Source organism: Acinetobacter pittii (genome assembly GCF_034064985.1).
In the GTDB taxonomy this organism is placed as follows: Bacteria; Pseudomonadota; Gammaproteobacteria; order Pseudomonadales; family Moraxellaceae; genus Acinetobacter; species Acinetobacter pittii_H.
In genome coordinates, this window is record NZ_CP139249.1 from 2,596,916 (window position 1) to 2,621,709 (window position 24,794).

Genomic DNA, 24,794 nt, shown 5'->3' on the forward strand with positions numbered 1-24,794 from the left:
ATGCTCAAAAATCACCCATTAAACCATTGTTATATATCTATCTAGTTAATTAGTGGTTTCACACTCCTCGCCATTTGAATCATTGTATTTTCATTATGACGCTGTATTACCTGAGCAGTTTCATTTGGGTTGTCCGCACCATTGATCGTCATTTCAGTTTTATGGGGCTGATAAATGGTCACATGAGACGTTTTAGAGTTTACAGCATTAACTTGGTCTTTATGAGGGTTATTACCAAAAGGAGCAGTATTTCTAATATTTAAATTGGTTGAGAGTTTAAGTTAGAAGATTCACTACCTAAAGAAATAGAAAATGGTTTAGTAATATATTTGGCTAAATCTTTCGTTGTTCCATGGCCGTGCACATTCTTTCCTGAGCCAAAAACCAAACCATTTTTTTTCGATTTTTCGAAAAAGGCATCTACCCAAGCATCCCTGTTTTTCTTATCAGAAACGTAGGGGTTAGCATAATTCAAATGTCCACCTACACCACCTGAATATGAAGGTAAAAATATGGTCTATGTTTTTGATAGTGAAGATTCTTTTGAATTAACCTATGATGAGCTTGTCGAAATTATTAGTAAGGCTCGAATGACTGGGCCACAGATGATTCCTATTTTAGGAACAGTTGGTGATTAATGAGTAAAAATGTTGTTGCCTTTAGTATCTCAGTATCCGTCATTCTTTTAGCTTTCTTGATTTGGTGTGTCTTCGGCATACTCTTCAAATATTGGGGTGACGTAGCAGCAATAAAAGAGAGTCTATCAACTATTTCAGGAATATTCGGCGGCTTGACGACATTAGCGGCCGCTATAATAGCTACTCATCTATACACTAATTGGAGAGAGCAGTTAACTTCTACTGTCCAGCAAGAACAAGCAAAGAGTATTCAGTTAGCTGTCAATAAAATTCTTATTACTTTAGATGATTATGCAACCTTTATTCTTATGCACAGTGGTATGGGGCATGAACCTGAATACATAAAGGAAGCCTCAGAAAAAGCTCAGAAATTAACTAAAGAATATCCAAGTTTGGCATTTAATCTGAAATTAAATTTAGTTAGTTATGAAGAGACTTTTCTTAATGGTAAATCTATCTTAACAACAGAGGAAATGGAGAATATTACATGGTGGTACTATTATGGAATAATAAATTTATTAAATCGAATCATAAAAAAAGAACATTTGCATCAACTTGATAATTTTCAAATCTATATAAATGCCTTAAAAAGAGATAGAGAAATTTTTCAGAGTTTAAAAATGAAAATAAATGATGAAATGATTCCAAGGATAAATATTCAATGACATGTAATAAAAATTAATTAATTTTTCATAAATACTTCTCATAAAAAGTATCTGATATTAGAATCGATATTAAATTGAAATTTTTAAATTATGAAGACTGAACTTAAGACTTTATTAATAGATGTTTGCTTTTGGATTATTTCAATATGCATTATTTTTTTCTTCTTTATTCTATTACTCTATTCTCACAATACGATTGACAATCCCTTAAAAGAAGCTTGGTCATTAACAATAGGGATACTTTCCGCTTTGACAACAATTGGTGCAGCTATAATCGCAGCATATCTTTTCAATGATTGGAAGGTCCAGCACAACAAATCAATGGAAGTGCAATTAGCATTAATAATGATAGAAAAATTTGAGCTTTTTGATGAACAAATCTCGATGTTATACGGACAAATTGCAACTCCTTATGATCTTGAAGATCTAAAGCATCTTGAAAATGCTGTTAATGATTTCAAAGAACATAAACAAAGAAAGTTACTTGAAATTCGGATTAGCTTCCTAAAAGCTTCAGCTTCAATTGAAAATTTTTATTCATTTTTTGGAGATAATGAAGAGGTGAAAATTCAATTAAAGATTGCTAAATCCCAATTTAGAAAATTTTCGAATACATGTTTGAATATGAACAATAATGATAGTTACAATATAATTGCTACAAACTTTATGTTTGCATTTAGGGAATTAATCCCCTTTATAAACTATATTGAAGAAAATTACATTCAAGTAGCAATAAAAAATCTAAGAGCATAGCGATAAGTGTTAAAACCCTTTCTAAAGAGCTTTAACACATATTCCGATTCTCACATTATTATTGATTGTATGAGCTGTGCATCCTGATAAAAGAATGCACAGCAATAAAATCCTAAACATCGATCGGCACCATGTCTACCGTTTGGCCAGCGAGTTCATGATGACAATCTGATAAGAATTGAATCTTTCCTTCAATTAAAAATAAGTGACATCGACTTGCTGGATGATGATCATTTACAAGTAATGACGGCGTGAATGTAGGGTTATTAACATCGCCATTAAAATTCCATTTGCTGCCGTTGGGATGTGAATCGACATGAAATGGATGCAAATATTTACAACCGGGGCACTTAAACATATAGATGCCACTGCTCCAATATTCTAAATATGGCGTGAGCTCAGTTACTGTTTCTGCTTGAGACATTTAGATCACCACTCGATTAGCAATCCAACCGTAAAAAAATTGCTCTTGGCTTTTATTCCGCTCACAAATCTCGATATAGCGCTGACCTTGCATAATGTTGAGCACTCGTACCAGAACCTTCTCACCTTCTTTCCCACGTTTGGCCAGATAGGTTTTTAAAGCTCCTAAAGTGTTAGAACCATAAACACCATCAACCTTCAAATCGGCGTACCCGGCTTTACCTTGGTTGTTAAGCAAGTTCAAAGCACGTTGTAAAAGTGGTTTTGCAAAGTTGATACCACAGTTCACACCTGTGTCTAAAAGTTCTTCTGCTACAGCAGAGCTAATCGTATTCACTTGATCAAATCGCGGTAAAGTCCAATAGTTTTTGCGATAAATTGCTTTGGCCACATCAAGAGGCAAATCTTTCATATTACCCTTATAGCCGTTTTCACTTGCTACAGCTTGAGTTATACCGTATTTGGTTGCACCGCCCCGATCTGCCGGATTATTTACATAACCGCCTTCACGTTTGATCAATTCTTCAAGGTATTGTTCGATGTTCATTTAAGTTTCCTTTAGACAATAAAAAAGCGCCCTTAGGCGCACAGTCAATAAAAATCCGACCTCAAATAAGTCGGCTTCATAAGTTTTGTTTCATAGCTTTAAAATATATATTTAAAAAAAGTCGTAATAGCAGTTATTGCTCCAGCAACACTACCAATTACTAGGGATATAGCTTTACCCCAAGCCATGATTACAGCAGCTCTACCTGCGTCTTTCTCACTCATTTTACCCTCTATACTTATACCGGGTTTGGTGCTAACATTTTCCTCAGATTGATTCATTAATAGTTAACCCTCCTTAACTGTTAACCAAAACCCTAGTGTTGGCGCACTGGGGTTTTTGCTTTTTTGGAATAAAGTACATTTCTTACTTCCTATAGAATTAATAGACGAACTTTACCCCCTTCCGTTTTTTAATATCAGGCGGAAGGGCTTCCGCTAACTTTGTTAAAAAATTGTTTCTGTTAGTTGACTCACGCTTCATACCCGTAAAAAAAGAATTACCACCCGAAGGTGGTCGTTTCATAATATTGGTTGTCAATAGTTTTTCGTAGTAGTCAGCGGCTTGCAGTGTCAACAGGTAATTTCTCTCTTATACTTGATACTTCTAAACAAAACCGCCCGAAGGCGGTATTAGCTGTTTTCAATGTCTTTTCTGGCTTTCTTAAACTCTTTGATCACTTCAACGATCGTTTTACCTTCCTGCTTATCAATGAAGTTAAAGATCCATCGGACTAAAGCCCAACCGGGTAAACCACAAACAAAGAAGAACCCACCAAGTGCAATCATCCCCCATACATCAGTAACCCATTCATGAAGCCCCCACTTCACAATAATGAATGAGCCACCAGCAAGGCTTGAAACAACAGTACAGATCAAACCTACTGCCCACTCTTGTGGTGAACGTGGCATACGAGTCATTAATACCACTGCTGCAACCAAACCGACCGCTAAAGTCACCATGATTGCAATCCCGTACAATTTTAGTAGTGCTGTAAAACCGCTTGTGGAAACTGGTTCCATTAATATCTCCAAAAAATTTAGACAATAAAAAAGCACCCGAATTGGGTGCTCAAAGTTATTTTAAGGTTTAAAGGGTTTGTAGAATTTTCCCTCCGTTAATCAGTTGAGTTGTTAGAGGTGCCACCCCAACAATTGCAGGTCCACCCGGCCCCGGCTGACCTTCAGTTGTGCCATGGTATTTCCAGTTCCATGTTCCATCATTGGTGGACTTGGTGCCACGTTCGCCCCAGTTTCCACCATCCCCAGAAAGGGGTGAACCATAGCGTTCATTCTGCGTTCGATAACCCTTCCCGGGTACCGAAGCTTCAGCATCAGTGATTTTCATAACCAATAAATAACTCTCCAGATAGAGGCGATAATCTTGTGAGTCATTTGAAATCGGCTGTCCAGTCATGACCCGACCAAATGGTGCACCAGCCCCACCGGGAATTCCCTGAACCCCATAAGATGATCCAGTGTAAATACCACTTGGTGTTGCTCCACCACCTGAACCGCCTCGAGCTAACGTCCCGCCATCGATAATCAGGTTTAGTTTGCTGTGTCGATTCAATAAACCTGGTGCTCCCTGAAAACCATCACGCCGGGTTTTGGTAAAATTGAAGTCTGAATCTTTCTCCCAATCTCCGTAAGCTAGATGTGGCAACCCGCCATCTCCACCACGTCCAACTACAGCACCTTTAATCGTCAGATTCACCACCAGATCAGGTGGAAACTCACCAGTATCAATAGCAGGTAATTCTGATGCAGCTGGAACGATATACTCTCGTTTTGGAGGACTAGAGTTGTAGTCAAATTTATAGACAAATCTGGTCTCAGGTCGGTAAGAACTCGAACTTGAAACCAGCGCACCAGCTTCAACTACAAAACTGATTTCTCCAGTTGTTGGCAAATCCCCTCTTTGCATCTGATATAAACGTGCCAGATTAATATCCAGCTGGTCATATCGAATGTAAATCGGTGAATCATCAACCGGCACATCAATAAAGTCCTTGTCATTGAGGTAATAACGTTCATCGTAATTAATTGCAGTAATGGTATTAGAGAACTGGTCAGCCGGTTCTCTTTTTGCAACCAGATAAGGCAGTGAGCCTTTGGTATCGTCATTAACTACGGTGTAGATAGTATTCACAAAGTCATCGGGACTAAGCTTTAAGGCCCCGTTCGGTAAACGCCCTAAAACTACTTTGTTCTTGGCTGAACCCGGCGTAACGGGAATCAGGTCCACGGTACCATCCCCCATTTGCAAATAAATCACATAACTCTTGCCTGCAATGAAATCGACATCATGGCTTAGGGTGAGAATTAAACCTTCTTGCTGTACCACCTCGCCGCTTTGATGAATACCATTGCGATAATCAGCTACAGCGATCCGGTCACGTAAAACCAATAATTCTGATTCAGGTGCTGCATCAAAGGTAATGGATTTACGTTGGAACCGAAGCTTGTTCCAAAGCCGGTACGCATTAAAATGAGCTTGCCACTTGTTACGCACACCTACAGATTTCACCTCTTTGGGGTTCTTGGCCCCTTTATCCGGTAGATAGATATTTATGCGGGTGTCGTCGGCAGGATCCGTATATTCATAAATCAATCCATCATAGTCATCCATTACACCAAAGGTCAGATCATGCTTATAACTATCCGGAATGATATTCCTGAAGTTAAATAGCATTACCGAGTTATCAGTTGGACGTTCAAAATAAAGCTTGAGCTTATTATTTTGACGATATGCAGTACAAAACACTGCATCACAAAGATTGGTAACCAGCTCTTCAAAAGATAGGTTTGTATCATCAATAGTGGTGCAGAACTCTGCCGCTAGTGGAGTACCAAAATAATCAACTACATCGTTATAAGTCCGGTAAATGTTTTCCAGATCAATCTCATCGATCGTACGGCGCCCAATCTTGTCATCAAGTGCCATAGATACCAAAGCATCAGCAAAACTCGATGTTGGGAATAGCTCTGTCGTCATTGCTCCATTTTTATAAGTCGGCAACATTCGCTGAAGATCGAAATTGATCTTACGGGACTTGACAGATAAAGCTCCAGTGGTTGCATAAGTACGCGCACGAAAAACCGTTTCATGCTCATACACTGTGCTTTGTAAAGGATAAGCACCGTAAAGCGCCTGCCACTTTACTTCATCTACTACTGTTGTAACTGCCGGAGTCGGAGTTAAACGGCGTGCACGGACACTACAGCGTCCCTGAAATGTCACCATATCCAGCGTTGCACCAACGGTCTGACGTGACTTTGCCGAGCCTTTCAAAATGATCTGCTTCAGCATTGGATTACCAATAGCTGCACCAGATTCATTAACCGGGGTTACTTCAACTTCAATCGTGACATTAACAGCGCCCTGATTTCCGCCTGCAGAAACGGTATAAAGTCCATTGGTGGCCACAAAGTTACATAGCACCCGACTACGTTCAATATTGTCCAAAATGAATGGACCAATCCACTTCTCTCCAATAGATGAAAGCTTTGGAGATAAAGCACTAGTTTGCTGATTTGATAATTCCCTTAGCTTTAACCAATTTGGATTAACTGCTGCTGGATTAGATAAAGCCATCCGATCATCAGCTACCGATAAAACGCTGTAAGTGCCGTTTAAATCATAAGTCTGGCCATTAAACGTGAATGAGGCATTGGTGATTTCTACCCGGTCATTACTTACAAACTTAGTGGTTAAATCCGTATTGTTTGTAGATGCCCGCAGGATCTCATTAGGATATGCAAAAAGAAGATAGTTGGTACCTTCCAAGCTTTGTGTATCAGCTGGACGGAGAACTTGGCCATTAACAGAAGTTTGATGCTGAACCGTTAGTGGCGGCGTGGTAATTTCGGTACCAAGCGAGAAATATGGCTCACCCGAGACAATATCAACGCCTGGTCGATAGACTTCTACCGATGCACCGGCAATATCGACAATATTGGTTTCACCGTCATATGCACCGTTAATTTTATAGTGACCACGACCAATACAACCGACAACGTGTTCAACTTCAACGTTATTTTCATAAACTTTGTAAGGCACTGCGATTAGGTCGGGTGTGTTCCACCCGGCTCCATAGTTATCAGCAATCCGGCCATTTACACGAGTTTTATTTTCACGATTGGATAATTCGTTATTTGCAGATGAAGACTGGTTGTTATTTTGGTTTGTTTGTGTAATTGAAGGTACTGGCATTAATAATGCAACTGCCACCCCCACAACCAATGAGATAATAGCAGCCCATGCAGCTGCACCAAGCTCAATACCTTTAGGATTCTCAATTACGATAAAAGTACCTGGTAAGAAATCAAGCTGCTTTAACTCATATGCATTTTTCGGCGTGACTTCATTCGCAAATGAAATTTCGGCATGATCCATATTACTTGTCGTATGGAAAATACGGACATGTTCAGGCATATAATCATATTTTGAAGTAAGCCATTGTCCGATGGTTTGAGCCTGCTCAATCGTCTTTTCTTCAGACAAAGCATCTTTTTTATAAATAATCTTAATCATAGTAACTGACCCGACTAAAACCCATTGCCTTGATCACTTCTTCGGATAAAAAAGTAACTCCGCCTTCCATCAAATGTAGAACACGGCCCAAACGAAAAAGCCCCACATGTGGGGGCTTGTTTCGGTATCTCGAGTGAAAGGCGACTATGCAGCCTTCCTTGGGCATGGGCAGTGGATTTAAAAGTTTTAACCTTGATGGTAGAAATACCTTTTCTTTAATAGGCTTCATAAAAAATTCAAGTGCTTCCGCCCGGTCTATTCCATATAGATCCAATGCAGCTTCATGAGCAAAATGAACACAGTTGTAGTTTTCCTCGTCATATTGTCTATCAAGCAAATGATCATGACTTTTCATATAGCCCCCTTGAGACCAGTAAAGCGGTCTAGTGCAAAGATATCTCCAGTTTTAGCGGTATTTAATCGTGGAGATTCAGCTTTGAACGTCACAGCTTTATGGTTCATTGAAACACCGGCGAGTTGTAAGCCAAGCAGATAATGCATTGGTGTATTTAAATTATCTGAACTATAAAGCCGATAATTAACTGTTGGTTTTACATCCGGAAATTGACCTTCTATTACCCGTTCAAACTCATCCGGCAAAATATCACCAAGACCTGAAATAGAGACTGTTAAAGTCTGGTCTAGATCGCCCAGCATTCCGGATCTTTGAATTGTCATAGGCAGGTATTCATAAAGCACCTGCCCTTCACCTTCATTGTGCTGAACATACACCCCACGATCATCATTACGGACTACCCGGTAAGTATTCATAAAAGAAGGGTGTGAGAGTTCAATACATTCCAGTTGATAAACATCAACTTTTCGATTGAAAAAGAATTCGGCATATTCGTTATCCATCAGACCTCCCAATCTTTAATTAATGCTATATCTGCAGCAAGGTTAGGCTGGTTTTGAACAACTTCGAGTTGTGCATTTACCCGGTAAAGGTTGCCATTCACCTCATTGGTCTTGAACGAGTTCGGAATGAAGTTACACAGGTATTGCTGACGTGTTCCCTGATCAATCACCAGATCCGCATAAAACGAAGCTGGCTTATTCTGGTAGACACGCCAGAAAGCCATCATTTTGTTGAAATCAGTTTTGCTTAAATTCCAGTTCACATCGACAATATGGCTATTACGTTTTACATCGATGTAATAGCGTCCACGTCCTCCATCCATCTGCTGACGCTTAACATCATCACCCGGTGTTACGCCATAGCCGCTGGTCTGAGGATTTAGCTTTAACTTGTACATAACTTTCCTTCAGGTAATAAAAAACCACCTCAAAGGGTGGTTTGATAAAATAAGGTTTAGATATTTAAATTAATTACAAAAACGATTTAACATTAAGAAATCGATTTAATAATAGTTTCTTTACCATCTTCAAAAATATCTTTCACTATAAACTTGCAGTAGGATCTATCTTGAGATGGTTCAGTCAGTAAAGCTGGATTCACCAAATCTTTGATCTGTTTGAAACGGATCAATTCATAATTTCCATTTCTTTCCAACTGATAGTCCATTTTTACATCACAACTATACATAGTAGTTGACCCAATAACAGAAGTAAGCCTGAAAGTTAACTTCTTATTTGCGGGTACTTTAAACTCAAAAAACTCTTCACCATTATTTAAACTGATTGTGGGTTTAGGCATATTTAATTTTTTGGGCTCATGCATAGAGCCATACTTTGTTAAATTATTTGAAATCTGCTTAGTTATTAGGTTTTTTGAAATTTTTTCACCCTCATTATTTTGATAAGTAATATAGAACTGCACCATGGGTACATTACTTCTATAAACCCTTAAATTCGCTGTATCACCTGCTATTTCATCTTGATACATATTTGTAGATCTTACGAGATTATTTACCGCAGGAATGGCACATCCCGTAAGGCCTAAAAGTGTTGTAGAAATTACAATTATTTTTTTCATGTCTTAACCATCAATTTTAATTCCAACAGACTCTATCACCTTGAAATTTAAATATTATGAAAATGAACCCTCCGAAAAGGGTTCAAATTATTAAGTACGATTTCTTCTCGCTGTCGTATTCTCAGTCAAAGACCGACTAATAGTTGAGTTTGGATTAGCAATTTGATCACTTACAAGTTTAGGTACCTTTCTTGGAAGCTGCTTATCCAGTTCATCTGTAACAATGATCCGGACAGTTTTCTCATCCAATTGTTCAGCTTCAACAGTTGCACCGCTGACTTGATTCACGACTTCAATCTTGAAATTGATAGTTGGAGGGGATTGCTCAAAAGTAGGCATAAACTCAGCTTGAGGGCGACTAGACTGACCTAAGGTAAAGTCCTGCACGCCTTCAAGATTTGAGCGATCCTGAACTAAACCATTTGATGAGAAGTAAACTTTTCCGTCATGGAATAGATCAGAACTAGCAGAAAAAGATGCAGTAGGTACACTGCCATTACCCTTATAAATAATCTGATCATCTTGATAAGACTGATTAAAGATGTTCGAGATATCTCTACTTTGGTTAAATGCTCGTGAACTTTGATTAGCCCGATTCACGATATTTTCAAAAGAGGTGTTATTTTGAGCATAGTTAGAAACAAATGATTCTGGACTTGTCGCCCTTCTCATCTGTTCAACTTTATCAACACCACCCCATTTTTTAATATCATCTTGGGACCAAACTATTTCACCTTTATGCACAGCTCCGGCTAGATCATATTTCTTACCCTTACCTGTATAACCACCATCAGCAAAACCATTGCCTTTTAAGACAGAAACGTCCTTCAGCAATTCTTTCTGAGCATTCTGAGTAGTACTGTTTGAAACATTACTATTTTGAATTTTCGAGTTAGAAAAATTAGATAAGTTCGATTTATTGGCAGTAAAAGACTTACTACTTTGAATCGATTTATCTAGAACGTTGCTAAAGCTTGAGTTGTTCCCAGCGTACTGGTTAGTAATGTTTTTAACATCTCCGAATCTTGATGCCGCGTCTTTGCTTGGCTTGAGAGCATTAACGATAATCTGATTATCTTGAGTAGGTTGATTAAAGATATTCGAGATATTTTGATTATCATTAAAAGCTTTTGAGCTTAGGAATGAACGATTAAAGACATTTTCCGCTGAAGTATTGTTTGTAGCATGGTTATTAATAAATGCTTCAGGGCTTGAGCTCTTACGCATTTTCTCAACTAAACCTACACCACCCCAGCGTTTAATATCCTCTTGGGACCACACCACCTCGCCTTTATGAACAATACCCGCAGCTTCGTACTTACCACCAGATCCAGTGTAACCACCATCAGCAAAACCCTGATCTTTGATTGCCCGGATGTTTGCAATAATGCTTGCACCTTGTGCAATGGCTCCAGCAATCAAAGGCAAGTTATAAGGGAAACCAGCTTTTGAAGCTGCTGCGATATTTTGCTGAATCGCAATACCAGCAGCTGCAATCGCATAAGCTTTATCTGCAGCAAACATCAGCTTATAGGCTTTGGACTGTTCACCAAACATTGAACCAAACATCGAGGTGACTGAACCCATCATTTGCCCACCAAGAGCAATCTGAGCGTTTAATCTATCTTGTTGATACTTGTCTTCAACATCTTTAACGTTCTGAGCATAATCACTGTAAATTTGACTACGTTGTTCTTGAGCAGCTTGAATGATTGCAGTTTTCTGGTTTTCAAAGTCTTGTTGCTGAATTAGTCCAGCTTCCATTTGTGCATTAAGACTATCTAAACCATTTTGTTCATTAAGATCAGTAGCAGCATATTGACTATCCGCAAGATCATTTGCAGCACCCAAACGGCTAAACCGTTCCTGATCCTGCCTAAAGAACTCACTAGAACCATTCATATCGGCCTGGATACCACCCCAGTTCTGAACAGCGTTATTAACTTTATCGCGTGTCTCTTTGTCCTGTGTGGCTTTAGATAATGCGATTCTTGCTTGCCGTTCCTCAGGATCTTTAACAGTTTTTGCTATTTCCTCCCGCTCTAATCTATAGCGTTCCTGCATAGCTTGGGTTTCTGTCAATAAAGCTTGTTTAGCTTGAAATAAACGCTGCTCTTGGGCCAATTTTACTAATGCAATCTCTTGTTTTAATTGTTGAGCCAAAATATCAACAGCTTCTTTACGCTGTTCTTTAGTCAACTCCAGATCATGCTCAGCATCAAACTGACGTTTAGCAAAACTTTCTTTTAAAAGTTTCTCCTCAGATTTCGTATAATCACGATATGAATCCAGCTTAGTTTTTGTCGCTTGCTCAGCAATAGCGATGTCGTTCTCTGCCCGCGATTGCAACTCAGCCTTGATTTCTTTCTTACGCTCAGGTGTGAAGTTAGCTTTATCAACTTCTTCCAATTTTTTAGAAAGATCATTTCTAATCTTTGTTACTTGATTAGCAACTTCATTTTCTAACTGAAGACGAAGTTTTGCCTGCTCCTCGGCCATTTTAGTGGTATCTTGAATAAGCTTATCAAAGTCTTTTGATGAGATATCACCAGCAGAATAGCCATTAATACCAGCCATGTAACTTTGATAGTCTTTCCAGTATTGATTATTATTTTTACCAATACCTTTACCCTTCATTACATTGCCTTCACCTGCATGGTATGCACGTACAGCCTTTTCTAAATCACCTTTAAAAAGCTTCAAAAGATAAGACATATACTTAGCGGCACCTTCAGCAGACTGTGCTAAATCAGTGCGGTCTTTTACGCCATATTGCTTGGCAGTACCTTCGAGAAACTGAAATCCACCAGTGGCCCCGGTTTCCTTGTTATAGGCTTTTGCATTACCTCGAGATTCGATCATATGAATCGCGGATAATGTTCCTGATGGAAGTTTGTATTTAGACTCTAGATCTGCAAAGCCGAATTTTGAAGCATTCGCTAGGACTTTCGCATTTACACTTAGTACTTTTTGCTGATTTTTAAGCTCCTTGTTTTGCTCACGTATAGAATTAGTTCTAGCATCCGTGATAGCTTTGATTGATTCTTCTGCTTTCCAAGTATCCGTTAATGCTTTCATAGCCTCTCGGTCTGCTGCCTTAAGACCCTTAGCTAATGAATCTTTATAAAGCTTCAGTAAATCATTAGCCTGAGACTCAGAAAAACCTTTTTTCATTACTATCTCGACAAATTGCGTATCCCACAATTTATCTGCATACAATTTCTGTAAGGACTTTTGAGCCTCATCTGCAGCCTGTTTTGTATTCTTGATAGCATCAGCATGCTTCTGTTGCTCAATTGCTGCATTTTGGGCTTTATTACCCGTTAAGGTAACTTCAATACCAAACAATTTAATGACTGTTTTGGTCTTATCAGCCTTTTCATAAGCTTCATTATATTTGTCGATTTGCTCCTTCAATGCATCCCTTAAGCTTGGGGGTAACTTCTGTTTAGCAAGTTGTTCCATAGCCTCCTTGTAGCTAATTGTGCCCAATCGAGCTTCATTAGAAATCCTTGTAAGTTCAACATTGCCTTTACCGAAGTTTTGAATATCAATTAAGGCTGAACCAACGGCCATTTCTGTTTTTTTCAACTCCTCATTTTGAGCTTTAAAAGCCGTTGTTAAGTCATTAATAGCTTTGGTTTTTGCCTCACCTTTTAAGCCTTTTAACTCTTCAGCAGTACGGTTAGCCACTTCGGCTTGTTCAGCGAGAGTTCTATTCGCTTCTTCTGCCTTACCTTTAAAATAAGTGTATGTTGCAGCCAAAGCGGATACACCTAGGGTAATTGCTCCTATTGGACCACCGATAAGTCCTAGTGCTCCGCTACCAATACTACCAACTAAAGAAGAAGCTGCTGAGAGCCGTGTTTGAGCAGCAGTTTGTGCATTTGTAGCAGCAGTTACTGCTGCCTGTGCCTGTGCATATCGAGTTGCTGCTGCAGTAGCGCCAAATTTAGCTTGGGTTTCAGCATTTGTAGCTCGTACATTCGCGAGATGAGCTTTAGCTGCATTCAAGGCAGCGGTAGCTTCTGCATATTCTGCTTGAGCATTTAACACAGATGCTTGTCGACTCGCTAAAGTCGAGGCCATTCCTTCTTTAATAGCTGCGCTCTTCAACAAAATTGCACGAGTGATATATCCAATACCAACTACTAAAGCCCCATCAGCAATTAAATCTAAATTACTTGCAAGAGTTTGAACTGATCCAGCTAATACCTGTGCTGCACCACTACCTTTACCAGCCTCACCAACAAATTTAATGATTTCGTTATTTAAAAGTGTGAGTGATTGACCAATTGTGATATCAGTTTTAGCGAAAAGTGCATCCACATCGTCTTGGGCATTTTTAAGCGCTTTAACGATTTCTTTTGAAGTAATTTTGCCTTCAGCCGCAACTGAACGCAACTCTCCTACGGTGATCCCCATGCCTTGAGCAATAGCCTTTGCTAATGCCGGGGTTTGCTCCATTACAGAGTTAAGCTCTTCACCACGCAATGTACCACTTGCTAACGCTTGTCCAAATTGAACTAAAGCTGCATCAGCAGCTTCTGCACTTGCACCACTAATTGCTACGGCTTTAGATACGGTTTCAGTTAAACGCGCAGTATCATCCATAGTAAGGTTTAAAGTCTTAGCATTATCGCTAAAGCGTTGGTAAACCTGTAACACCGAATCCCAAGCCGAGTATGTTTTTTGAGCAATTCGGAAAGTATCTTCAGTTGCTTTATTCAATTCAGCTTGATTGTTGGTAACCAACTTTAATCTATTCTGTAAACCAGTATAAGCATCCATTTTAGAAATAGCTGCACCCACAGTAACCAATCCTGCCATATAACCAGCTAGTGCACGAGTAGCTACAGATAAGCCATCCATAGACTTGGAAGCATAATCACCTTTACGTTCAATACTATCCAGCTCATTGCCTAGATTGCGCGCATTACGTTCAGCATTTTGCGAATCAATAACAATGACCAAACGAGATTCTTGTGCCATTTTCTACTTTCCTCTAGGCAATAAAAAACCCACTCAATGAGTGGGCCATTCAAATTTAAATAAAATTAATAATCTGGTGTATGAGTTAGAAAAAGCACCTTTGGGTGCTTTTAGCATCTTTAAGTTACTTATTTAACTGGTTCAGTTAGATCTGTCGCTGCCTCCACCGCTGCAGCTGCTGCCTCTTCAGCAGATCCCGATATCTCCTCTATCCCCCAATCTGCTTGAAATTTTGTCTGTTTAACAGTAGGAGAGTTCCATTTTAAATTCGATATATCAAACTTAAACTGCTTACTCCCATTTTGATAAAATGGAAGCTCTATAATAAGTTTCTTGGAATTTAAAAGTCTTTTAATGAATAAGTTGGCATCATCGTCATTTCTCACGAATAAAACGTCACTCGCATGATCGGCAGTACTATCTAGCTCTACAGTTTCTACCGTATTATCGTCAAACTTAAATGAAGCATAGCAATTGCGTGAAATAGTGTCGCAGGCATACTGTCCCTTACTTATTACAAATAACACATCAAGAGGTTGTCCTGTTTTTTCACGCAAAGTAATAAGAAGCTTGGAGCCACCTTCATAAGGTGAAGAAAAATGAACATCATTAATTGATGTGATACTGGCAAATTTTGATTTGATGCCGCGCATCTCATCATTTGATTCGTCATAAACCCAATTATTCAAAGTATTTTCTTTATCAGTTGGTGTAGCAACTACGTTAGAAGCGGTTGTACTAACCTCATTACTAATGATGGAGTTGGTATTCTCCTTTTTATTACACCCCACCAAACCAAAAACCAAACTTAATAAAATAATCTTTTTCATATATAAACCTATCAAATATCAAAATTTAAAAATCAGCTAATAATCCAAGCTAGAATTATTAAAGCTATAAATAAAATAACTCCACACATTATCCATTCAGATTTAGGGTAACCCCATACATTATTTGGATTATTAAAATCAGGTACTCTTCTACGTGTTGTTTTCTTAGTATGACTAGAAAACTTAGAATAAGATAAGCCAGAACCTGGAATACCTACTGTTGTGCGAGTGCCTTTCTTACTTACATTTACACGTGCTCCTTTCCCACCCACGGAAGCACTTGATAGTCCTTTTTTACTAACATTGACACGGATTCCAGGAGCAATTTTTATACTTTTTCTAAAATTCAATCCCATCACATCACCTATCTAGAGCAGATCTTTTTAGAAGCACTGATGGAACCATCATTACAAACAAACTTACTACCATCGCAATGACTTACCCCACCTTTCTTACCAGAGCACGGTTGTCTGCCTCTACCTGCTTCTGCAACACTTAATGAGCTTAAAACTAATAAAAGACTTAAAATGACTTGTTTCATGGTTTTTTACCGTTTGTTATAAAGTGTACTAACTTTAACAAACTGGTTACTAAATGTCACATAAAGCAAAACCACCCGAAGGTGGTTATATTGGTTGTTTGTCATTTTTATTTCTTAATCAAAAGTATTTACCTTATCTGAAAAGATGTAATGTGAAACATCTCGTATAGGAAATGGAGAACCATTAACAATTAGAGGATAGAATTGTGCTTTCTTTCGAAACTCTTCCAATACATAACTATCTAGCTCAGGCACTCCGCTACTTTTCTGAATTTTTGCTACAGTTAAATTTCCATTTTTATCAGCTTCAGAATAGATCGTAATTTTTCGTTCCTGCCCTTTAAGATATCTTTTATTAACAATAACTTCAGGAAAGTTTTTAAATTTAGGTTTTCTAGAAAGTTTCAAGTCCATTGGTTGCGTAAATCTTATAGGATAATAAATTCCATTTTCTTGGTACGGGTAAAAACTAGCTTTTTTTATTGCTATCAATATTTTGTTATCTAACTTATCTATACCACTACTTTTAATGATTTTTGCTCGAGTAATTATCCCTCTCTCATTTGCATCAGCCGAAATCGTTATAACCCTATCATACCCTTCAAGATCCTCATCTATAATATTGATCTTAGGCAATTCCTTCCATTTTAAATTTGATGGCATCGCTCTTATATAATCATCAGAATCATTTGCATAAGTTCCAAATGAAAAGGAAAAACAACTTAAGAAAATAATTATTAAATTTTTCATGTCGACCTAGAATTGACTGATTTTTTAAAAGGATAAAGGTTTTTTAAATTATAAGGGTTTTTTAGGCACAATGAATGGACCAAGCTTTTTTATAAAAGCTAATCACAGCCTCATAATCTCTTAAGAGAATTTCCTTAGTATATATATTAGGGGAAAGCTTGAGTAATGCTGGCATGTATTGCTTTTTATAGACTTCAGGATAGTCCTTGCACAATATTTCCCGTTTTTGACTCAAAGAAACATCTCGATTCTCTAGGGTATTAAGCATCGTATCAATCTGTTCACTAGCTTTCTTAAACTGCTTTTCAATCGAAGGAGGAAGCGGTTTAGTTTCATCTTGTTTAGTGCAGCTAACTAATAAAACCAAAGAAATAGTTAACCCCAATGAATATAAAAGTTTTTCTAACATATAAGTATAAGTTCTAAATCATTGTAAATATTATATATTTCTAATAACTAAAATTCATTAATTAAAATAGCTATCAATAAGATAGCTATTTATTAACTTTGCTTTTGGATGAAATCTTTTTAAGCGCTTCATCCAGAAACAGGTTATCCAAAGCAAAAACACAGTCATTAAAAATATGAGCAGCCACGGGCAAATCATTATGCTCAGCATAGACATTGATAGCCTGCTGGTCTAATGATAACGGGATACCCTGCTCATATCGTCTGGATCTGCAAATAGTGCTAAATGCCGAAAGAATGGAATCAGCTGCATAAGAATATTCTGGCGGATCAGGAATACGGCCACCTAAGAACTTGATTTGCTCGATTTCGTGCGGCGTTTTCGACGCATACGTTTTTTGGTATTTGTAGAGCTCGATGACTTTCCCAGAATTAAAGCCTTATCCTTGTCGGCTTCTTCCTGAATCTTCTGGGCCTGCTCTTTAATGAATAACCAGATTGAAATACCAATGTCACCCAGATTAAGGAGCTTTGATGCATTCTCAGGTGAATAAGGTTTTTCGGACTCGACCGTTTTACCTTCTACGATTTCGGCAAAAACCACGCCCTTCCAGTCTTCAATTAAATGGGCAGCACATGCATCCATTAACAATTCATGATAAAGCTTGGCATTTTCATCTTTTACCATTACATCATAGCCTTTAGACGAGATCTGGTTTCCTGCTCGTTCAATAGCTACCTGAAAAGGCTTATAAGCGATACCACGGACTTTGAATTCAGCCTGAACTTGCCCTTCAGAATCCTTATATTCACACCATTTTGATACATCCGAGCTTTTAATAATTCCAACTTTTAAAGCCATAATTACCTCTGAAATTTTAGAAATAAAAAAGCCCATGGGATTCCATAGGCTTTGTTACTGAATAAGCTGATTACACAAGAGCACGTACAATTGTTGGACTGGTACGCACTTGCGCAAAATTGATATCTATTGTAATGATGTCATCGCCACCACCATCCGGGTGATTTGCTTCCTTAACTTCAAGTTGTGGGAAGTTAAACGAGTACTTACTTCCTTTGGTGTCTGTAATATCGAAGGTCAATGTAAATACATCACGGGTTTTAATGGCATCTATCCAAGCAGCAGATGTTGCTGAAAACATGAAATTAGCATTTACGCCAATATCCATCATTTTCTCTAAGTAAAACTCAGGCGTGTACTTACCAGAACCGATACAACGGATCGCTTCCAGATTATTACTAAAGTTGATGGTAAGTGTCTGCAGACAAGCTTTACCCTGAATTGATTGGCCATTAATAAGTAGCTTTTCAACGTTTGGCATACTCACCAGCGGGCGAGTCGATGCTGGAATAGGATTGGTAACAGGATTAACCTGCTGTCGCGTAAATGAGCTACCTACTAAACCAAAGTTACCAGTGATTTTGCCTGTGGTCTGGATCGTCATTTCACCTGTATTCACTTGAATACCGCGATAAATAAAGACTTGACCAATATCTTCAAAGACTTTTACCAAGGTAAGAGACTTACGTACTCCACCACCAAAACTTAAAGCATTTGCAGCCCAGTTATTGAAAGCTAGAACATTTAAAAATAAATCAAAGGTACCTAGCGATAATTCAAACTCTAGCTGACCGGTTACTTCGGCTTCCGTTACAACAGCACCTTGGCGAAAACGTGAATCAACTACTTCACTGCTATCTTCAGTAGTAACATTTTCGGTCAAACTATCAGTAACACGGCGAACGGTGTACCAGACCGGATTTGCCGGAGTAGTTCCTAAAACTGCTTCTTCACAAGCATATAATCGAATTTTTGCGCCTGAACTCATTTATGGTTCTCCAAAATTTAGGCAATAAAAAACCCGCTGTTTAAGCGGGTTATTAAAGTGTTTCGTCTGTGTCTGAGATTTCCGGAGGCTCCACCCCTGCCATTGCAGCAGCTACAGCTTCAGATAAATTTGTTGGCTGGAAATCAACAGGTGTTTCAGTTTGAAAAATTTCAGGCTCTGGCTCAGGTTCTTCATGTAAGCGGATATCGATCCAACGACCTTCTGGAATGTCCATCGGATTCTCGTGATCTGCTACAACAGCAGCAAGTTCAAAATCAAACTTACGCTTATAAGTTTTAATTGAGATATCGCCGTTTTCTAAAGTTGAATATTCAACAGCTACCACAGTGTTCCCATTGGCATCTTTAGGAACTTCGATATACCAGCCTTCCTGAGCGAAACCTAGTGAACCTTTTAGAAGGTAATCGCCCTCTTCAACCTTCTCAAATTGGATGGGTTGCTTTTCAGCATCTGTATTAAGCTCAATATGATCACTGAATAACTTCACTACAGGAGAAGCAGCTTTAATAAAACCATTGGAATCTTTTGTTGTATTGTGAGTATTATAGATAACGGCAACATCAGACCATACACCAGCATTACAAATACGACCTTTAAGAGCATTTAAACTTGATGCTCCCATCGGTGCCCCTAACTGAAATGCGTAGCCACTTGCTGACATATGTCTAACATGGATAAATGCAGCATAGTTCATTGTTGAGGGCGAAGCTGAAGAAGATAATTGCTCATGGTAAAATCCGTTCACATCAATCTTATCAGTAGAAGTACTGTTAACTGATCTCCCACCCAAACCAAAAGCCCCAACTTCCATTACATTTCCTGCTGCAGTCCCAATTACCCGTGAAGCTGGGTTGGTTGCGGGGATATCCGTAATTTGTGAAAAGGCAGGTGCTAGATTAGGAATACCTGAGGCAAAAGGCAGCATGAATTGCCGTTTTCCCTGAGCCGAGTTATACGGGAATGGCCGGTGATCCCAACTAAATTTAAAAACAAGATTTGCCATTATGCTGTTACCCCGTCAATCACTTGGAAAGTCAAAGTTTCAGTGTGCTGTGTAGTACCACTAACAACGGCCTTAATATCCATCTGACACAGACCTAAGGGCCAAGTTGCAGTGCTTGCACTAGATTTAATATTCAGCCACCCTTTCTGTGTGCTCTGGTTTAGTGCCGCACAAGTCAAGGTAGCCACAGCTGCTCCATCAGCCAGAGCTTTAACCTGTGAAGTGAAGGTATAACCTGTAAGATCAATTGCACGGCGAACATCATCCGGTGGATACTGCAGGGATTCATCCATATCAACCAGCTGCAAGTTCAAGTTGAATGTGTCACCACGCTTAAAAACAAAATTGCTCATAAGTGATTCCTATAGACATAAAAAAACCACCGATGAGGTGGTAGTGAATAAGATATAAAATACCTCTCAAAAAGGAGGTCTCATAATTCAAATTAGTTAATATCTAGGTTTATATCTCTTGTTTCCTCCACTCGTAATACAGTAGTGCCCACCTCTAGGACCCACGCAATAATCCACCACAGCACATGAACAATCACTATCGTAGTAGGTTTTTTTCTGTTTTCTTTCAGAATGATGAGGATGAGATTTTAAGGCCTGATAATTATTTGACGTGGTTGATCGAGACTTTTGTTTAAAGCAACCATCCGTTTCACATAATAGCTTTGTTGATAACCACTGAGGTGATGAGGAACTTAAGGAAATACGTGCCCAGTTTCCTTTCGTCTCATAAATATCAACTTTTTCTCCACGTCCTAACTTGCCTACTACGTGACCGTTTGGTTTATCTCTAATATTTAAAGAATTAGTGTTGATATATTTTGATTCGATAACTTCCTCTACTGCACTCTGTGCATTTTCTGAATCTGAAGTTTGTTTTGGAGAGTTATCATTGCCTGAACCAAAAATCCCTAAAGCTACTAATCCTGCGGCACCCCAGCCTAAAGTTGATTTTTTCATGTTTTACCATTTGTTATAAATTTCTATTACTGTAACAGAATGTAATCACAAATGATAATATGCTGAGGTCATTAAAAATAATCGCCTTGCAGTAGCTTTTTCTTGAACTCAAAGCTCATTATCTAAATCGACACTTACTCCAGTAACAACGTTATGTTTAGATCCTCCGAGGCTGTCAACATTAGCCAAGCGTATATTCACATCAGAAACACATAGCTTGTTTTCAGATTGCCATTTGCTCAACTCAACAGACATAACATCTTCAAGATGTCTTTCCAGTTCTTGCCGTTTAATTTCGATTTCTTCTAAAGTCAGCATACATGACATATCAATTCACCTTGTACCCAATGCTCACATTATACTGAATGAAGTCAGCATCTTGCCCGACAAAAATTGATTGTCCTTCTAAACATTCTAGATGATCGATTGAGTAATATTCAAAATGGGCAAGCCAAGCATCACACAGTTTTGTGATTTCCATTATTCCTGAATTGGGACGAGCAAAGCATTGGACCATGATATTACCGGTACGGCGTGTACAAGGACTATCAGCAATGCCTGAAATAAAACTCGGACCACCTGCAATCGTTAAGCGACACCATAAGCCTTCCTTTGGCACCGTAAAGCCTGGTGCATTTGGATACTGAATTCGATCCTGAGAAATACCAGAGAAAACTTGCATACGATCGATAATAGCTTGCCTTGTCTGCTCTAAAGTCATTGTCATTTTAGCCACCGTACTTTTGAGAAATAAAATTAAAAGTGAGGTCATAAATACCTTGTGGCGCTTGATCAGACCAACCGTTTTCTAAGCGCTCAGCATAAGGCTGGTTGTTCTGTATGTAGACCAAATTACCCAATTTAATCTTTACAGCTTGAATAGCGGCATCCTGCACGGCGTTTGTTTCAGGTCCACGTATGCCATAGTCACCAGATCCAATCGAAACAATATGAGAAGCACGATAAGCACCAGTATCAACAGGACTTAAATTAACCAAGGATTGTACAGTATCCATAACAATATGCTTTACATGGTCTTCTGCTTCTTTAGACACCTCTAGACTAAAACTAGTCGGCTTTTTCCCCTTCCATCCCATGTTCAACCTCTTTTTATCAAAGTGTTTTTTTAATTTTCTTCTCTTCTTCCACAATTAGATTATAAGTATCAATTATTTGTTCTAATAATGGTTGATTTTCAACATACTTCCGTTTTAACTGATTTTTAAAATCAATATAATTTCTATCTTGGATATCATCATTCACCTCATACTTTCTTGTCGTAAACACTAAAAACTCTATAAACCTTAAATTTGTATTTGCTTTTCTTGATATATTTACAAAAGAATCAATTAAACTACGGTAATTAGCTATTTCATTTTTATCAGAATCTAATTCGATGTAATATCGACTTAAACTTAACAGCAATTCAATTATCAATTCACTATCATCAAACATTTTAAAATCTTGATTACCTGTTACTTTCATTTTTTTTATTTTTTTTTCATAATTAATAAAATTATCCTCAATTTTCCCAGTTTTTAATTTTATCTGTTCAATTAGATTTAGTAGAGATTTAACTCTATGCTCCTCTCTCCAATCACTGAAAAGTATTAATGCTGCGATTGGAGCAAGAAATGCTGCTGTTATTGTTAATGAGTCCTTTAGAACTTCATAAAAAATTGAAGAATCAATAGGCTTTGTTAAATCAGATTTTAAAATGAATCCAAAAATCAAATAAGTTATACAGAACAAACCTAACCAAAAGATTGTAAGTTCAATTTTATCCTTCAACTCTTTCTTAGCCATATATCCCCCTAATTTAGAAGGATATTAGACCAAGTATTTAAACCTTCCTCAACTGACATTTCCAAATAGTAGAGGCTGGATCTTGCTGAATATGAATTACCCGGAATGAGCCTAAGGCTGTAATCCACTCATCATCATTTTTTGGCGTTAAAGACACTTCATTTTGAAGAACGGTAGCCTTCTTATCTGTGGCCAGTACTCCAAGTGTTTGGATCTCATATTGACTGTATGAGCCAAACAAAACGCCTCGGCCGGAATAGTTTTCTTTAACTTCAACATATGTTTCAGTTTTAGGATCCCAATTCGTTTTTGAAATCCGCTCACAAGTAAAGGTATGAACGGCGTCCGCTAAATCTTCATTAAATGCTTCATCAATATCTGCCTGAATTTCATCACGTAAGCCCATTAGATTTTCCTGACAAAAAAGACGGATTTCCGTTTGCAATACGGTTTTATCAAATCAAGAATGAATTGCTCGATTGCACTAAGCTTTACTGATCCGTCCTGATATTCCTTTTCGGTCTCAACCGTATCAGCTTTGACTTTCTTACGTTTTAGTGCCTGTTCTTGCCCTTGATATAGATCACCTTTAATAATGCCCTTGATGATTTGATAGGAGGCCATTTTTAAAGGTTCAGGTACTTGGGTAGCATCTTCATAAGGCTTAACGTTACGTGCTAATAGATAAGCTTCTGACATCTGAAGGTATTGAGCCTTATCACTAGCAGATAAAGCATCAAAGCCTTCAACATGTTCTATCGCTTCTTGTTCAGTGATAAAGCTCATGAATTATTCCTTTGGAATTAATGCTAAAAGTTCATCTTTTTTAGCACCTGCTTCAAATGCAATGCCTTTTTCAGTTAGTACAGCTCGAAGCTCATCTACTTTTAGACCAGCATAGTTAATTGGTTGTGGTTGAGTATCACTTGGTTTTTGGTCATTTTCAGGTGTTTGACCACCTTCACCTGATTCAAGTTCAGCAATACGTGCTTTCATTGCCTCAGGATCATTTTGAAAGGCAATAAATTCACCTTTTACTGTTGCCAGTTGTTCTTCGAGTTCAGCAATTTTTGTTTCTGTCATTTGTTGTCTTTCCCGTGCACGGTTAAATGATGAAAGTCCCATTTATGGATCTCCAAATAGTTAAGGCGGTATTACCCGCCTTTTTGTTATTTGATCTTGTGCTTGAATGCCACAATACGGATCTGTTTAGGATCGTAAACACGTTCCCAGTTTGCAGCTGTAGCAAGACCGGCATTATTAGGAGCAATACCTGTATCACCTGCCCATTTAATGCCGCGAGGATGTAGCACAAAGTGACGGCGGTTAATAAGAATGTCAGTACCCGCTAAACTGTCACGGTCAGTCTCTACACCTACTGGTGCGCCAATATCTTGGAATCCAATCGCACCTTGGCCAAACAAGAATGAGGTAAAGACATCACCTTCAACCGGCATGCCATCATCTACAATCACACGGCGATCCATAAAAGTTTTGTAAAGCACTACACCATCAGCATCACGCACAGTTTCAATTAAACCTTGCTTGGCTAGTGCTGCCATTGTGAAAGAGTGCATTGAAATCGCTGTTAATTTATCAACAGCATCTCCCAGTTTATAAGATGCATCGATAAATGAATGACCATCAATTACGGCAGCTGCTCCAGTTCCAGCCGAAATATCATGGGTATTGCCTGTCATGCTGGCCGCCCCGAATACACCTTTAAGGGTGTTTACGGTAAAACCTTGAAACTCACGCGACCAGTAATCTGCCACCAGATCACCAACCGCACCAAGTGGATCGTCACCAGATAATGCTTTAGCCAAATCATTAGCGCCCCATGCTTTACCACGTGCATGAAGAATCGCAATGTCCTTGCCTGAAGTGATGTTATTTACAGATAAAGGTTTTGAATCTGAAAGTACTTCTGACTCACCACTTAAATCATTCCAGAATGGGATATTTACAGTTGTACCACCCTCTGTTCCGAAAGCTACATCTACATCTAAATCCCCAACAATGCCAGACTGCCATAATGCAGACTTTTCAGCAGTTTTATTTAATACGTACGGAGTGAATAACTCGGGTACGATTACATCAGCAATTTTTGTGTCGCCCATTAGG

At 38.5% G+C, this 24,794-nt stretch carries 32 protein-coding genes; 3 read left to right on the forward strand and 29 right to left on the reverse strand.

Translation table 11 applies throughout. The features are described from left to right. Nucleotides 1-259: 259 nt before the first annotated feature. A complete protein-coding gene (locus SOI76_RS12390) occupies nucleotides 260-475 on the reverse strand; it encodes a hypothetical protein (RefSeq protein ID WP_001104937.1) in 216 nt (71 codons plus the stop codon). Between the two features lie 37 nt (nucleotides 476-512). On the opposite strand from SOI76_RS12390, the gene SOI76_RS12395 reads away from it, so the two are divergent. From SOI76_RS12395 to SOI76_RS12405, 3 genes are all read left to right on the forward strand, one after another. After that, entirely contained in the window at nucleotides 513-638 is a 126-nt protein-coding gene (locus tag SOI76_RS12395) for a hypothetical protein (protein ID WP_265733268.1), read from the forward strand. Next, the gene (locus tag SOI76_RS12400; RefSeq protein WP_065725068.1) at nucleotides 638-1,303 is read left to right on the forward strand and encodes a hypothetical protein; all 666 of its coding nucleotides are present in this window, start codon (nucleotides 638-640) and stop codon (nucleotides 1,301-1,303) included. The genes SOI76_RS12395 and SOI76_RS12400 overlap by 1 nt, the downstream gene beginning before the upstream one ends. A gap of 90 nt (nucleotides 1,304-1,393) precedes the next feature. Continuing rightward, nucleotides 1,394-2,056 carry a hypothetical protein gene (locus tag SOI76_RS12405; protein ID WP_065725069.1) on the forward strand — a complete coding sequence of 221 codons (663 nt, stop codon included), beginning with the start codon at nucleotides 1,394-1,396 and terminating at the stop codon, nucleotides 2,054-2,056. 112 nt (nucleotides 2,057-2,168) lie between these two features. Here SOI76_RS12405 and SOI76_RS12410 read toward each other — a convergent pair whose 3' ends face one another. The 28 genes from SOI76_RS12410 to SOI76_RS12545 form a co-directional block, all read right to left on the reverse strand. Then, nucleotides 2,169-2,480: a DUF6527 family protein gene (locus SOI76_RS12410; RefSeq protein WP_065725070.1), complete on the reverse strand. Its 312-nt coding sequence runs from the start codon at nucleotides 2,478-2,480 to the stop codon at nucleotides 2,169-2,171. Next, nucleotides 2,481-3,026, reverse strand: coding sequence for a glycoside hydrolase family 108 protein (locus tag SOI76_RS12415; RefSeq protein WP_104079449.1), 546 nt, complete (start codon nucleotides 3,024-3,026; stop codon nucleotides 2,481-2,483). A 98-nt stretch (nucleotides 3,027-3,124) separates the two neighbouring features. After that, the gene (locus SOI76_RS12420) at nucleotides 3,125-3,307 is read right to left on the reverse strand and encodes a hypothetical protein (protein ID WP_001076396.1); all 183 of its coding nucleotides are present in this window, start codon (nucleotides 3,305-3,307) and stop codon (nucleotides 3,125-3,127) included. A 351-nt stretch (nucleotides 3,308-3,658) separates the two neighbouring features. Beyond that, nucleotides 3,659-4,048 (reverse strand): hypothetical protein, encoded by a 390-nt coding sequence (locus tag SOI76_RS12425; protein WP_000433907.1) that lies wholly within the window; start codon nucleotides 4,046-4,048, stop codon nucleotides 3,659-3,661. 67 nt (nucleotides 4,049-4,115) lie between these two features. After that, nucleotides 4,116-7,562: a host specificity factor TipJ family phage tail protein gene (locus SOI76_RS12430; protein ID WP_104079448.1), complete on the reverse strand. Its 3,447-nt coding sequence runs from the start codon at nucleotides 7,560-7,562 to the stop codon at nucleotides 4,116-4,118. Next, nucleotides 7,555-7,917, reverse strand: a complete 363-nt coding sequence (locus SOI76_RS12435) for a hypothetical protein (protein WP_000835166.1) — start codon at nucleotides 7,915-7,917, stop codon at nucleotides 7,555-7,557. Before SOI76_RS12435 ends, SOI76_RS12430 begins: the two co-directional genes overlap by 8 nt. Further along, complete coding sequence (locus SOI76_RS12440) at nucleotides 7,914-8,420, reverse strand: DUF1833 family protein (protein WP_072690096.1); 507 nt, start codon at nucleotides 8,418-8,420, stop codon at nucleotides 7,914-7,916. The genes SOI76_RS12435 and SOI76_RS12440 overlap by 4 nt, the downstream gene beginning before the upstream one ends. Further along, nucleotides 8,420-8,818 (reverse strand): hypothetical protein, encoded by a 399-nt coding sequence (locus SOI76_RS12445; protein WP_005138788.1) that lies wholly within the window; start codon nucleotides 8,816-8,818, stop codon nucleotides 8,420-8,422. The genes SOI76_RS12440 and SOI76_RS12445 overlap by 1 nt, the downstream gene beginning before the upstream one ends. 92 nt (nucleotides 8,819-8,910) lie before the next feature. Next, the gene (locus tag SOI76_RS12450) at nucleotides 8,911-9,498 is read right to left on the reverse strand and encodes a hypothetical protein (protein ID WP_104079447.1); all 588 of its coding nucleotides are present in this window, start codon (nucleotides 9,496-9,498) and stop codon (nucleotides 8,911-8,913) included. 90 nt (nucleotides 9,499-9,588) lie between these two features. Then, on the reverse strand, nucleotides 9,589-14,490 hold the full coding sequence (locus SOI76_RS12455) for a tape measure protein (RefSeq protein ID WP_104079446.1): 4,902 nt from the start codon (nucleotides 14,488-14,490) through the stop codon (nucleotides 9,589-9,591). A 128-nt stretch (nucleotides 14,491-14,618) separates the two neighbouring features. Beyond that, on the reverse strand, nucleotides 14,619-15,320 hold the full coding sequence (locus SOI76_RS12460) for a hypothetical protein (protein WP_171293217.1): 702 nt from the start codon (nucleotides 15,318-15,320) through the stop codon (nucleotides 14,619-14,621). Nucleotides 15,321-15,352: 32 nt separating this feature from the next. Beyond that, complete coding sequence (locus SOI76_RS12465; protein ID WP_104079444.1) at nucleotides 15,353-15,676, reverse strand: DUF4236 domain-containing protein; 324 nt, start codon at nucleotides 15,674-15,676, stop codon at nucleotides 15,353-15,355. A gap of 8 nt (nucleotides 15,677-15,684) precedes the next feature. Further along, nucleotides 15,685-15,861, reverse strand: coding sequence for a hypothetical protein (locus SOI76_RS12470; protein WP_001983384.1), 177 nt, complete (start codon nucleotides 15,859-15,861; stop codon nucleotides 15,685-15,687). A 114-nt stretch (nucleotides 15,862-15,975) separates the two neighbouring features. After that, entirely contained in the window at nucleotides 15,976-16,611 is a 636-nt protein-coding gene (locus SOI76_RS12475) for an energy transducer TonB (RefSeq protein ID WP_104079443.1), read from the reverse strand. A gap of 61 nt (nucleotides 16,612-16,672) precedes the next feature. Next, nucleotides 16,673-17,020: a hypothetical protein gene (locus tag SOI76_RS12480; protein ID WP_104079442.1), complete on the reverse strand. Its 348-nt coding sequence runs from the start codon at nucleotides 17,018-17,020 to the stop codon at nucleotides 16,673-16,675. 345 nt (nucleotides 17,021-17,365) lie between these two features. Beyond that, nucleotides 17,366-17,881 (reverse strand): hypothetical protein, encoded by a 516-nt coding sequence (locus SOI76_RS12485; RefSeq protein ID WP_104079478.1) that lies wholly within the window; start codon nucleotides 17,879-17,881, stop codon nucleotides 17,366-17,368. A gap of 70 nt (nucleotides 17,882-17,951) precedes the next feature. Then, nucleotides 17,952-18,869: a phage tail tube protein gene (locus tag SOI76_RS12490; protein WP_000094273.1), complete on the reverse strand. Its 918-nt coding sequence runs from the start codon at nucleotides 18,867-18,869 to the stop codon at nucleotides 17,952-17,954. A 52-nt stretch (nucleotides 18,870-18,921) separates the two neighbouring features. Then, nucleotides 18,922-19,893, reverse strand: coding sequence for a phage tail protein (locus SOI76_RS12495; RefSeq protein ID WP_098728740.1), 972 nt, complete (start codon nucleotides 19,891-19,893; stop codon nucleotides 18,922-18,924). Further along, nucleotides 19,893-20,246, reverse strand: a complete 354-nt coding sequence (locus tag SOI76_RS12500) for a hypothetical protein (protein ID WP_031977946.1) — start codon at nucleotides 20,244-20,246, stop codon at nucleotides 19,893-19,895. The genes SOI76_RS12495 and SOI76_RS12500 overlap by 1 nt, the downstream gene beginning before the upstream one ends. Before the next feature lie 96 nt (nucleotides 20,247-20,342). Continuing rightward, nucleotides 20,343-20,864 carry an SH3 domain-containing protein gene (locus SOI76_RS12505; RefSeq protein ID WP_104079440.1) on the reverse strand — a complete coding sequence of 174 codons (522 nt, stop codon included), beginning with the start codon at nucleotides 20,862-20,864 and terminating at the stop codon, nucleotides 20,343-20,345. Nucleotides 20,865-20,972: 108 nt separating this feature from the next. Further along, nucleotides 20,973-21,191: a hypothetical protein gene (locus tag SOI76_RS12510; protein ID WP_104079439.1), complete on the reverse strand. Its 219-nt coding sequence runs from the start codon at nucleotides 21,189-21,191 to the stop codon at nucleotides 20,973-20,975. A 1-nt stretch (nucleotide 21,192) separates the two neighbouring features. Continuing rightward, nucleotides 21,193-21,591, reverse strand: a complete 399-nt coding sequence (locus SOI76_RS12515) for a hypothetical protein (protein WP_104079438.1) — start codon at nucleotides 21,589-21,591, stop codon at nucleotides 21,193-21,195. A 1-nt stretch (nucleotide 21,592) separates the two neighbouring features. Continuing rightward, nucleotides 21,593-21,961 carry a hypothetical protein gene (locus SOI76_RS12520; protein ID WP_104079437.1) on the reverse strand — a complete coding sequence of 123 codons (369 nt, stop codon included), beginning with the start codon at nucleotides 21,959-21,961 and terminating at the stop codon, nucleotides 21,593-21,595. Between the two features lie 16 nt (nucleotides 21,962-21,977). Then, a complete protein-coding gene (locus SOI76_RS12525; RefSeq protein WP_104079436.1) occupies nucleotides 21,978-22,670 on the reverse strand; it encodes a hypothetical protein in 693 nt (230 codons plus the stop codon). A gap of 37 nt (nucleotides 22,671-22,707) precedes the next feature. Continuing rightward, nucleotides 22,708-23,076, reverse strand: a complete 369-nt coding sequence (locus tag SOI76_RS12530) for a glutamate 5-kinase (RefSeq protein ID WP_086443107.1) — start codon at nucleotides 23,074-23,076, stop codon at nucleotides 22,708-22,710. Further along, on the reverse strand, nucleotides 23,076-23,456 hold the full coding sequence (locus SOI76_RS12535; RefSeq protein WP_000008466.1) for a hypothetical protein: 381 nt from the start codon (nucleotides 23,454-23,456) through the stop codon (nucleotides 23,076-23,078). The genes SOI76_RS12530 and SOI76_RS12535 overlap by 1 nt, the downstream gene beginning before the upstream one ends. A gap of 3 nt (nucleotides 23,457-23,459) precedes the next feature. After that, nucleotides 23,460-23,795: a HeH/LEM domain-containing protein gene (locus SOI76_RS12540; RefSeq protein WP_104079435.1), complete on the reverse strand. Its 336-nt coding sequence runs from the start codon at nucleotides 23,793-23,795 to the stop codon at nucleotides 23,460-23,462. Nucleotides 23,796-23,839: 44 nt separating this feature from the next. After that, nucleotides 23,840-24,790 (reverse strand): major capsid protein, encoded by a 951-nt coding sequence (locus SOI76_RS12545; RefSeq protein WP_104079434.1) that lies wholly within the window; start codon nucleotides 24,788-24,790, stop codon nucleotides 23,840-23,842. Nucleotides 24,791-24,794 lie beyond the last annotated feature (4 nt).

What these genes read in the sequence shown, in the direction of transcription:
- SOI76_RS12460 (WP_171293217.1), bottom strand. Translation starts at nt 15,320, where the DNA reads ATGAAAAAGATTATTTTATTAAGTTTGGTTTTTGGTTTGGTGGGGTGT.
- SOI76_RS12420 (WP_001076396.1), bottom strand. Translation starts at nt 3,307, where the DNA reads ATGAATCAATCTGAGGAAAATGTTAGCACCAAACCCGGTATAAGTATA.
- SOI76_RS12400 (WP_065725068.1), top strand. Translation starts at nt 638, where the DNA reads ATGAGTAAAAATGTTGTTGCCTTTAGTATCTCAGTATCCGTCATTCTT.
- SOI76_RS12535 (WP_000008466.1), bottom strand. Translation starts at nt 23,456, where the DNA reads ATGAGCTTTATCACTGAACAAGAAGCGATAGAACATGTTGAAGGCTTT.
- SOI76_RS12505 (WP_104079440.1), bottom strand. Translation starts at nt 20,864, where the DNA reads ATGAAAAAATCAACTTTAGGCTGGGGTGCCGCAGGATTAGTAGCTTTA.
- SOI76_RS12500 (WP_031977946.1), bottom strand. Translation starts at nt 20,246, where the DNA reads ATGAGCAATTTTGTTTTTAAGCGTGGTGACACATTCAACTTGAACTTG.
- SOI76_RS12530 (WP_086443107.1), bottom strand. Translation starts at nt 23,076, where the DNA reads ATGGGCTTACGTGATGAAATTCAGGCAGATATTGATGAAGCATTTAAT.
- SOI76_RS12490 (WP_000094273.1), bottom strand. Translation starts at nt 18,869, where the DNA reads ATGAGTTCAGGCGCAAAAATTCGATTATATGCTTGTGAAGAAGCAGTT.
- SOI76_RS12450 (WP_104079447.1), bottom strand. Translation starts at nt 9,498, where the DNA reads ATGAAAAAAATAATTGTAATTTCTACAACACTTTTAGGCCTTACGGGA.
- SOI76_RS12435 (WP_000835166.1), bottom strand. Translation starts at nt 7,917, where the DNA reads ATGAAAAGTCATGATCATTTGCTTGATAGACAATATGACGAGGAAAAC.
- SOI76_RS12415 (WP_104079449.1), bottom strand. Translation starts at nt 3,026, where the DNA reads ATGAACATCGAACAATACCTTGAAGAATTGATCAAACGTGAAGGCGGT.
- SOI76_RS12445 (WP_005138788.1), bottom strand. Translation starts at nt 8,818, where the DNA reads ATGTACAAGTTAAAGCTAAATCCTCAGACCAGCGGCTATGGCGTAACA.
- SOI76_RS12455 (WP_104079446.1), bottom strand. Translation starts at nt 14,490, where the DNA reads ATGGCACAAGAATCTCGTTTGGTCATTGTTATTGATTCGCAAAATGCT.
- SOI76_RS12480 (WP_104079442.1), bottom strand. Translation starts at nt 17,020, where the DNA reads ATGTTAGAAAAACTTTTATATTCATTGGGGTTAACTATTTCTTTGGTT.
- SOI76_RS12410 (WP_065725070.1), bottom strand. Translation starts at nt 2,480, where the DNA reads ATGTCTCAAGCAGAAACAGTAACTGAGCTCACGCCATATTTAGAATAT.
- SOI76_RS12405 (WP_065725069.1), top strand. Translation starts at nt 1,394, where the DNA reads ATGAAGACTGAACTTAAGACTTTATTAATAGATGTTTGCTTTTGGATT.
- SOI76_RS12440 (WP_072690096.1), bottom strand. Translation starts at nt 8,420, where the DNA reads ATGGATAACGAATATGCCGAATTCTTTTTCAATCGAAAAGTTGATGTT.
- SOI76_RS12485 (WP_104079478.1), bottom strand. Translation starts at nt 17,881, where the DNA reads ATGGCTTTAAAAGTTGGAATTATTAAAAGCTCGGATGTATCAAAATGG.
- SOI76_RS12475 (WP_104079443.1), bottom strand. Translation starts at nt 16,611, where the DNA reads ATGAAAAATTTAATAATTATTTTCTTAAGTTGTTTTTCCTTTTCATTT.
- SOI76_RS12510 (WP_104079439.1), bottom strand. Translation starts at nt 21,191, where the DNA reads ATGTCATGTATGCTGACTTTAGAAGAAATCGAAATTAAACGGCAAGAA.
- SOI76_RS12525 (WP_104079436.1), bottom strand. Translation starts at nt 22,670, where the DNA reads ATGGCTAAGAAAGAGTTGAAGGATAAAATTGAACTTACAATCTTTTGG.
- SOI76_RS12540 (WP_104079435.1), bottom strand. Translation starts at nt 23,795, where the DNA reads ATGGGACTTTCATCATTTAACCGTGCACGGGAAAGACAACAAATGACA.
- SOI76_RS12470 (WP_001983384.1), bottom strand. Translation starts at nt 15,861, where the DNA reads ATGAAACAAGTCATTTTAAGTCTTTTATTAGTTTTAAGCTCATTAAGT.
- SOI76_RS12430 (WP_104079448.1), bottom strand. Translation starts at nt 7,562, where the DNA reads ATGATTAAGATTATTTATAAAAAAGATGCTTTGTCTGAAGAAAAGACG.
- SOI76_RS12425 (WP_000433907.1), bottom strand. Translation starts at nt 4,048, where the DNA reads ATGGAACCAGTTTCCACAAGCGGTTTTACAGCACTACTAAAATTGTAC.
- SOI76_RS12395 (WP_265733268.1), top strand. Translation starts at nt 513, where the DNA reads ATGGTCTATGTTTTTGATAGTGAAGATTCTTTTGAATTAACCTATGAT.
- SOI76_RS12465 (WP_104079444.1), bottom strand. Translation starts at nt 15,676, where the DNA reads ATGGGATTGAATTTTAGAAAAAGTATAAAAATTGCTCCTGGAATCCGT.
- SOI76_RS12520 (WP_104079437.1), bottom strand. Translation starts at nt 21,961, where the DNA reads ATGGGATGGAAGGGGAAAAAGCCGACTAGTTTTAGTCTAGAGGTGTCT.
- SOI76_RS12495 (WP_098728740.1), bottom strand. Translation starts at nt 19,893, where the DNA reads ATGGCAAATCTTGTTTTTAAATTTAGTTGGGATCACCGGCCATTCCCG.
- SOI76_RS12515 (WP_104079438.1), bottom strand. Translation starts at nt 21,591, where the DNA reads ATGACAATGACTTTAGAGCAGACAAGGCAAGCTATTATCGATCGTATG.
- SOI76_RS12545 (WP_104079434.1), bottom strand. Translation starts at nt 24,790, where the DNA reads ATGGGCGACACAAAAATTGCTGATGTAATCGTACCCGAGTTATTCACT.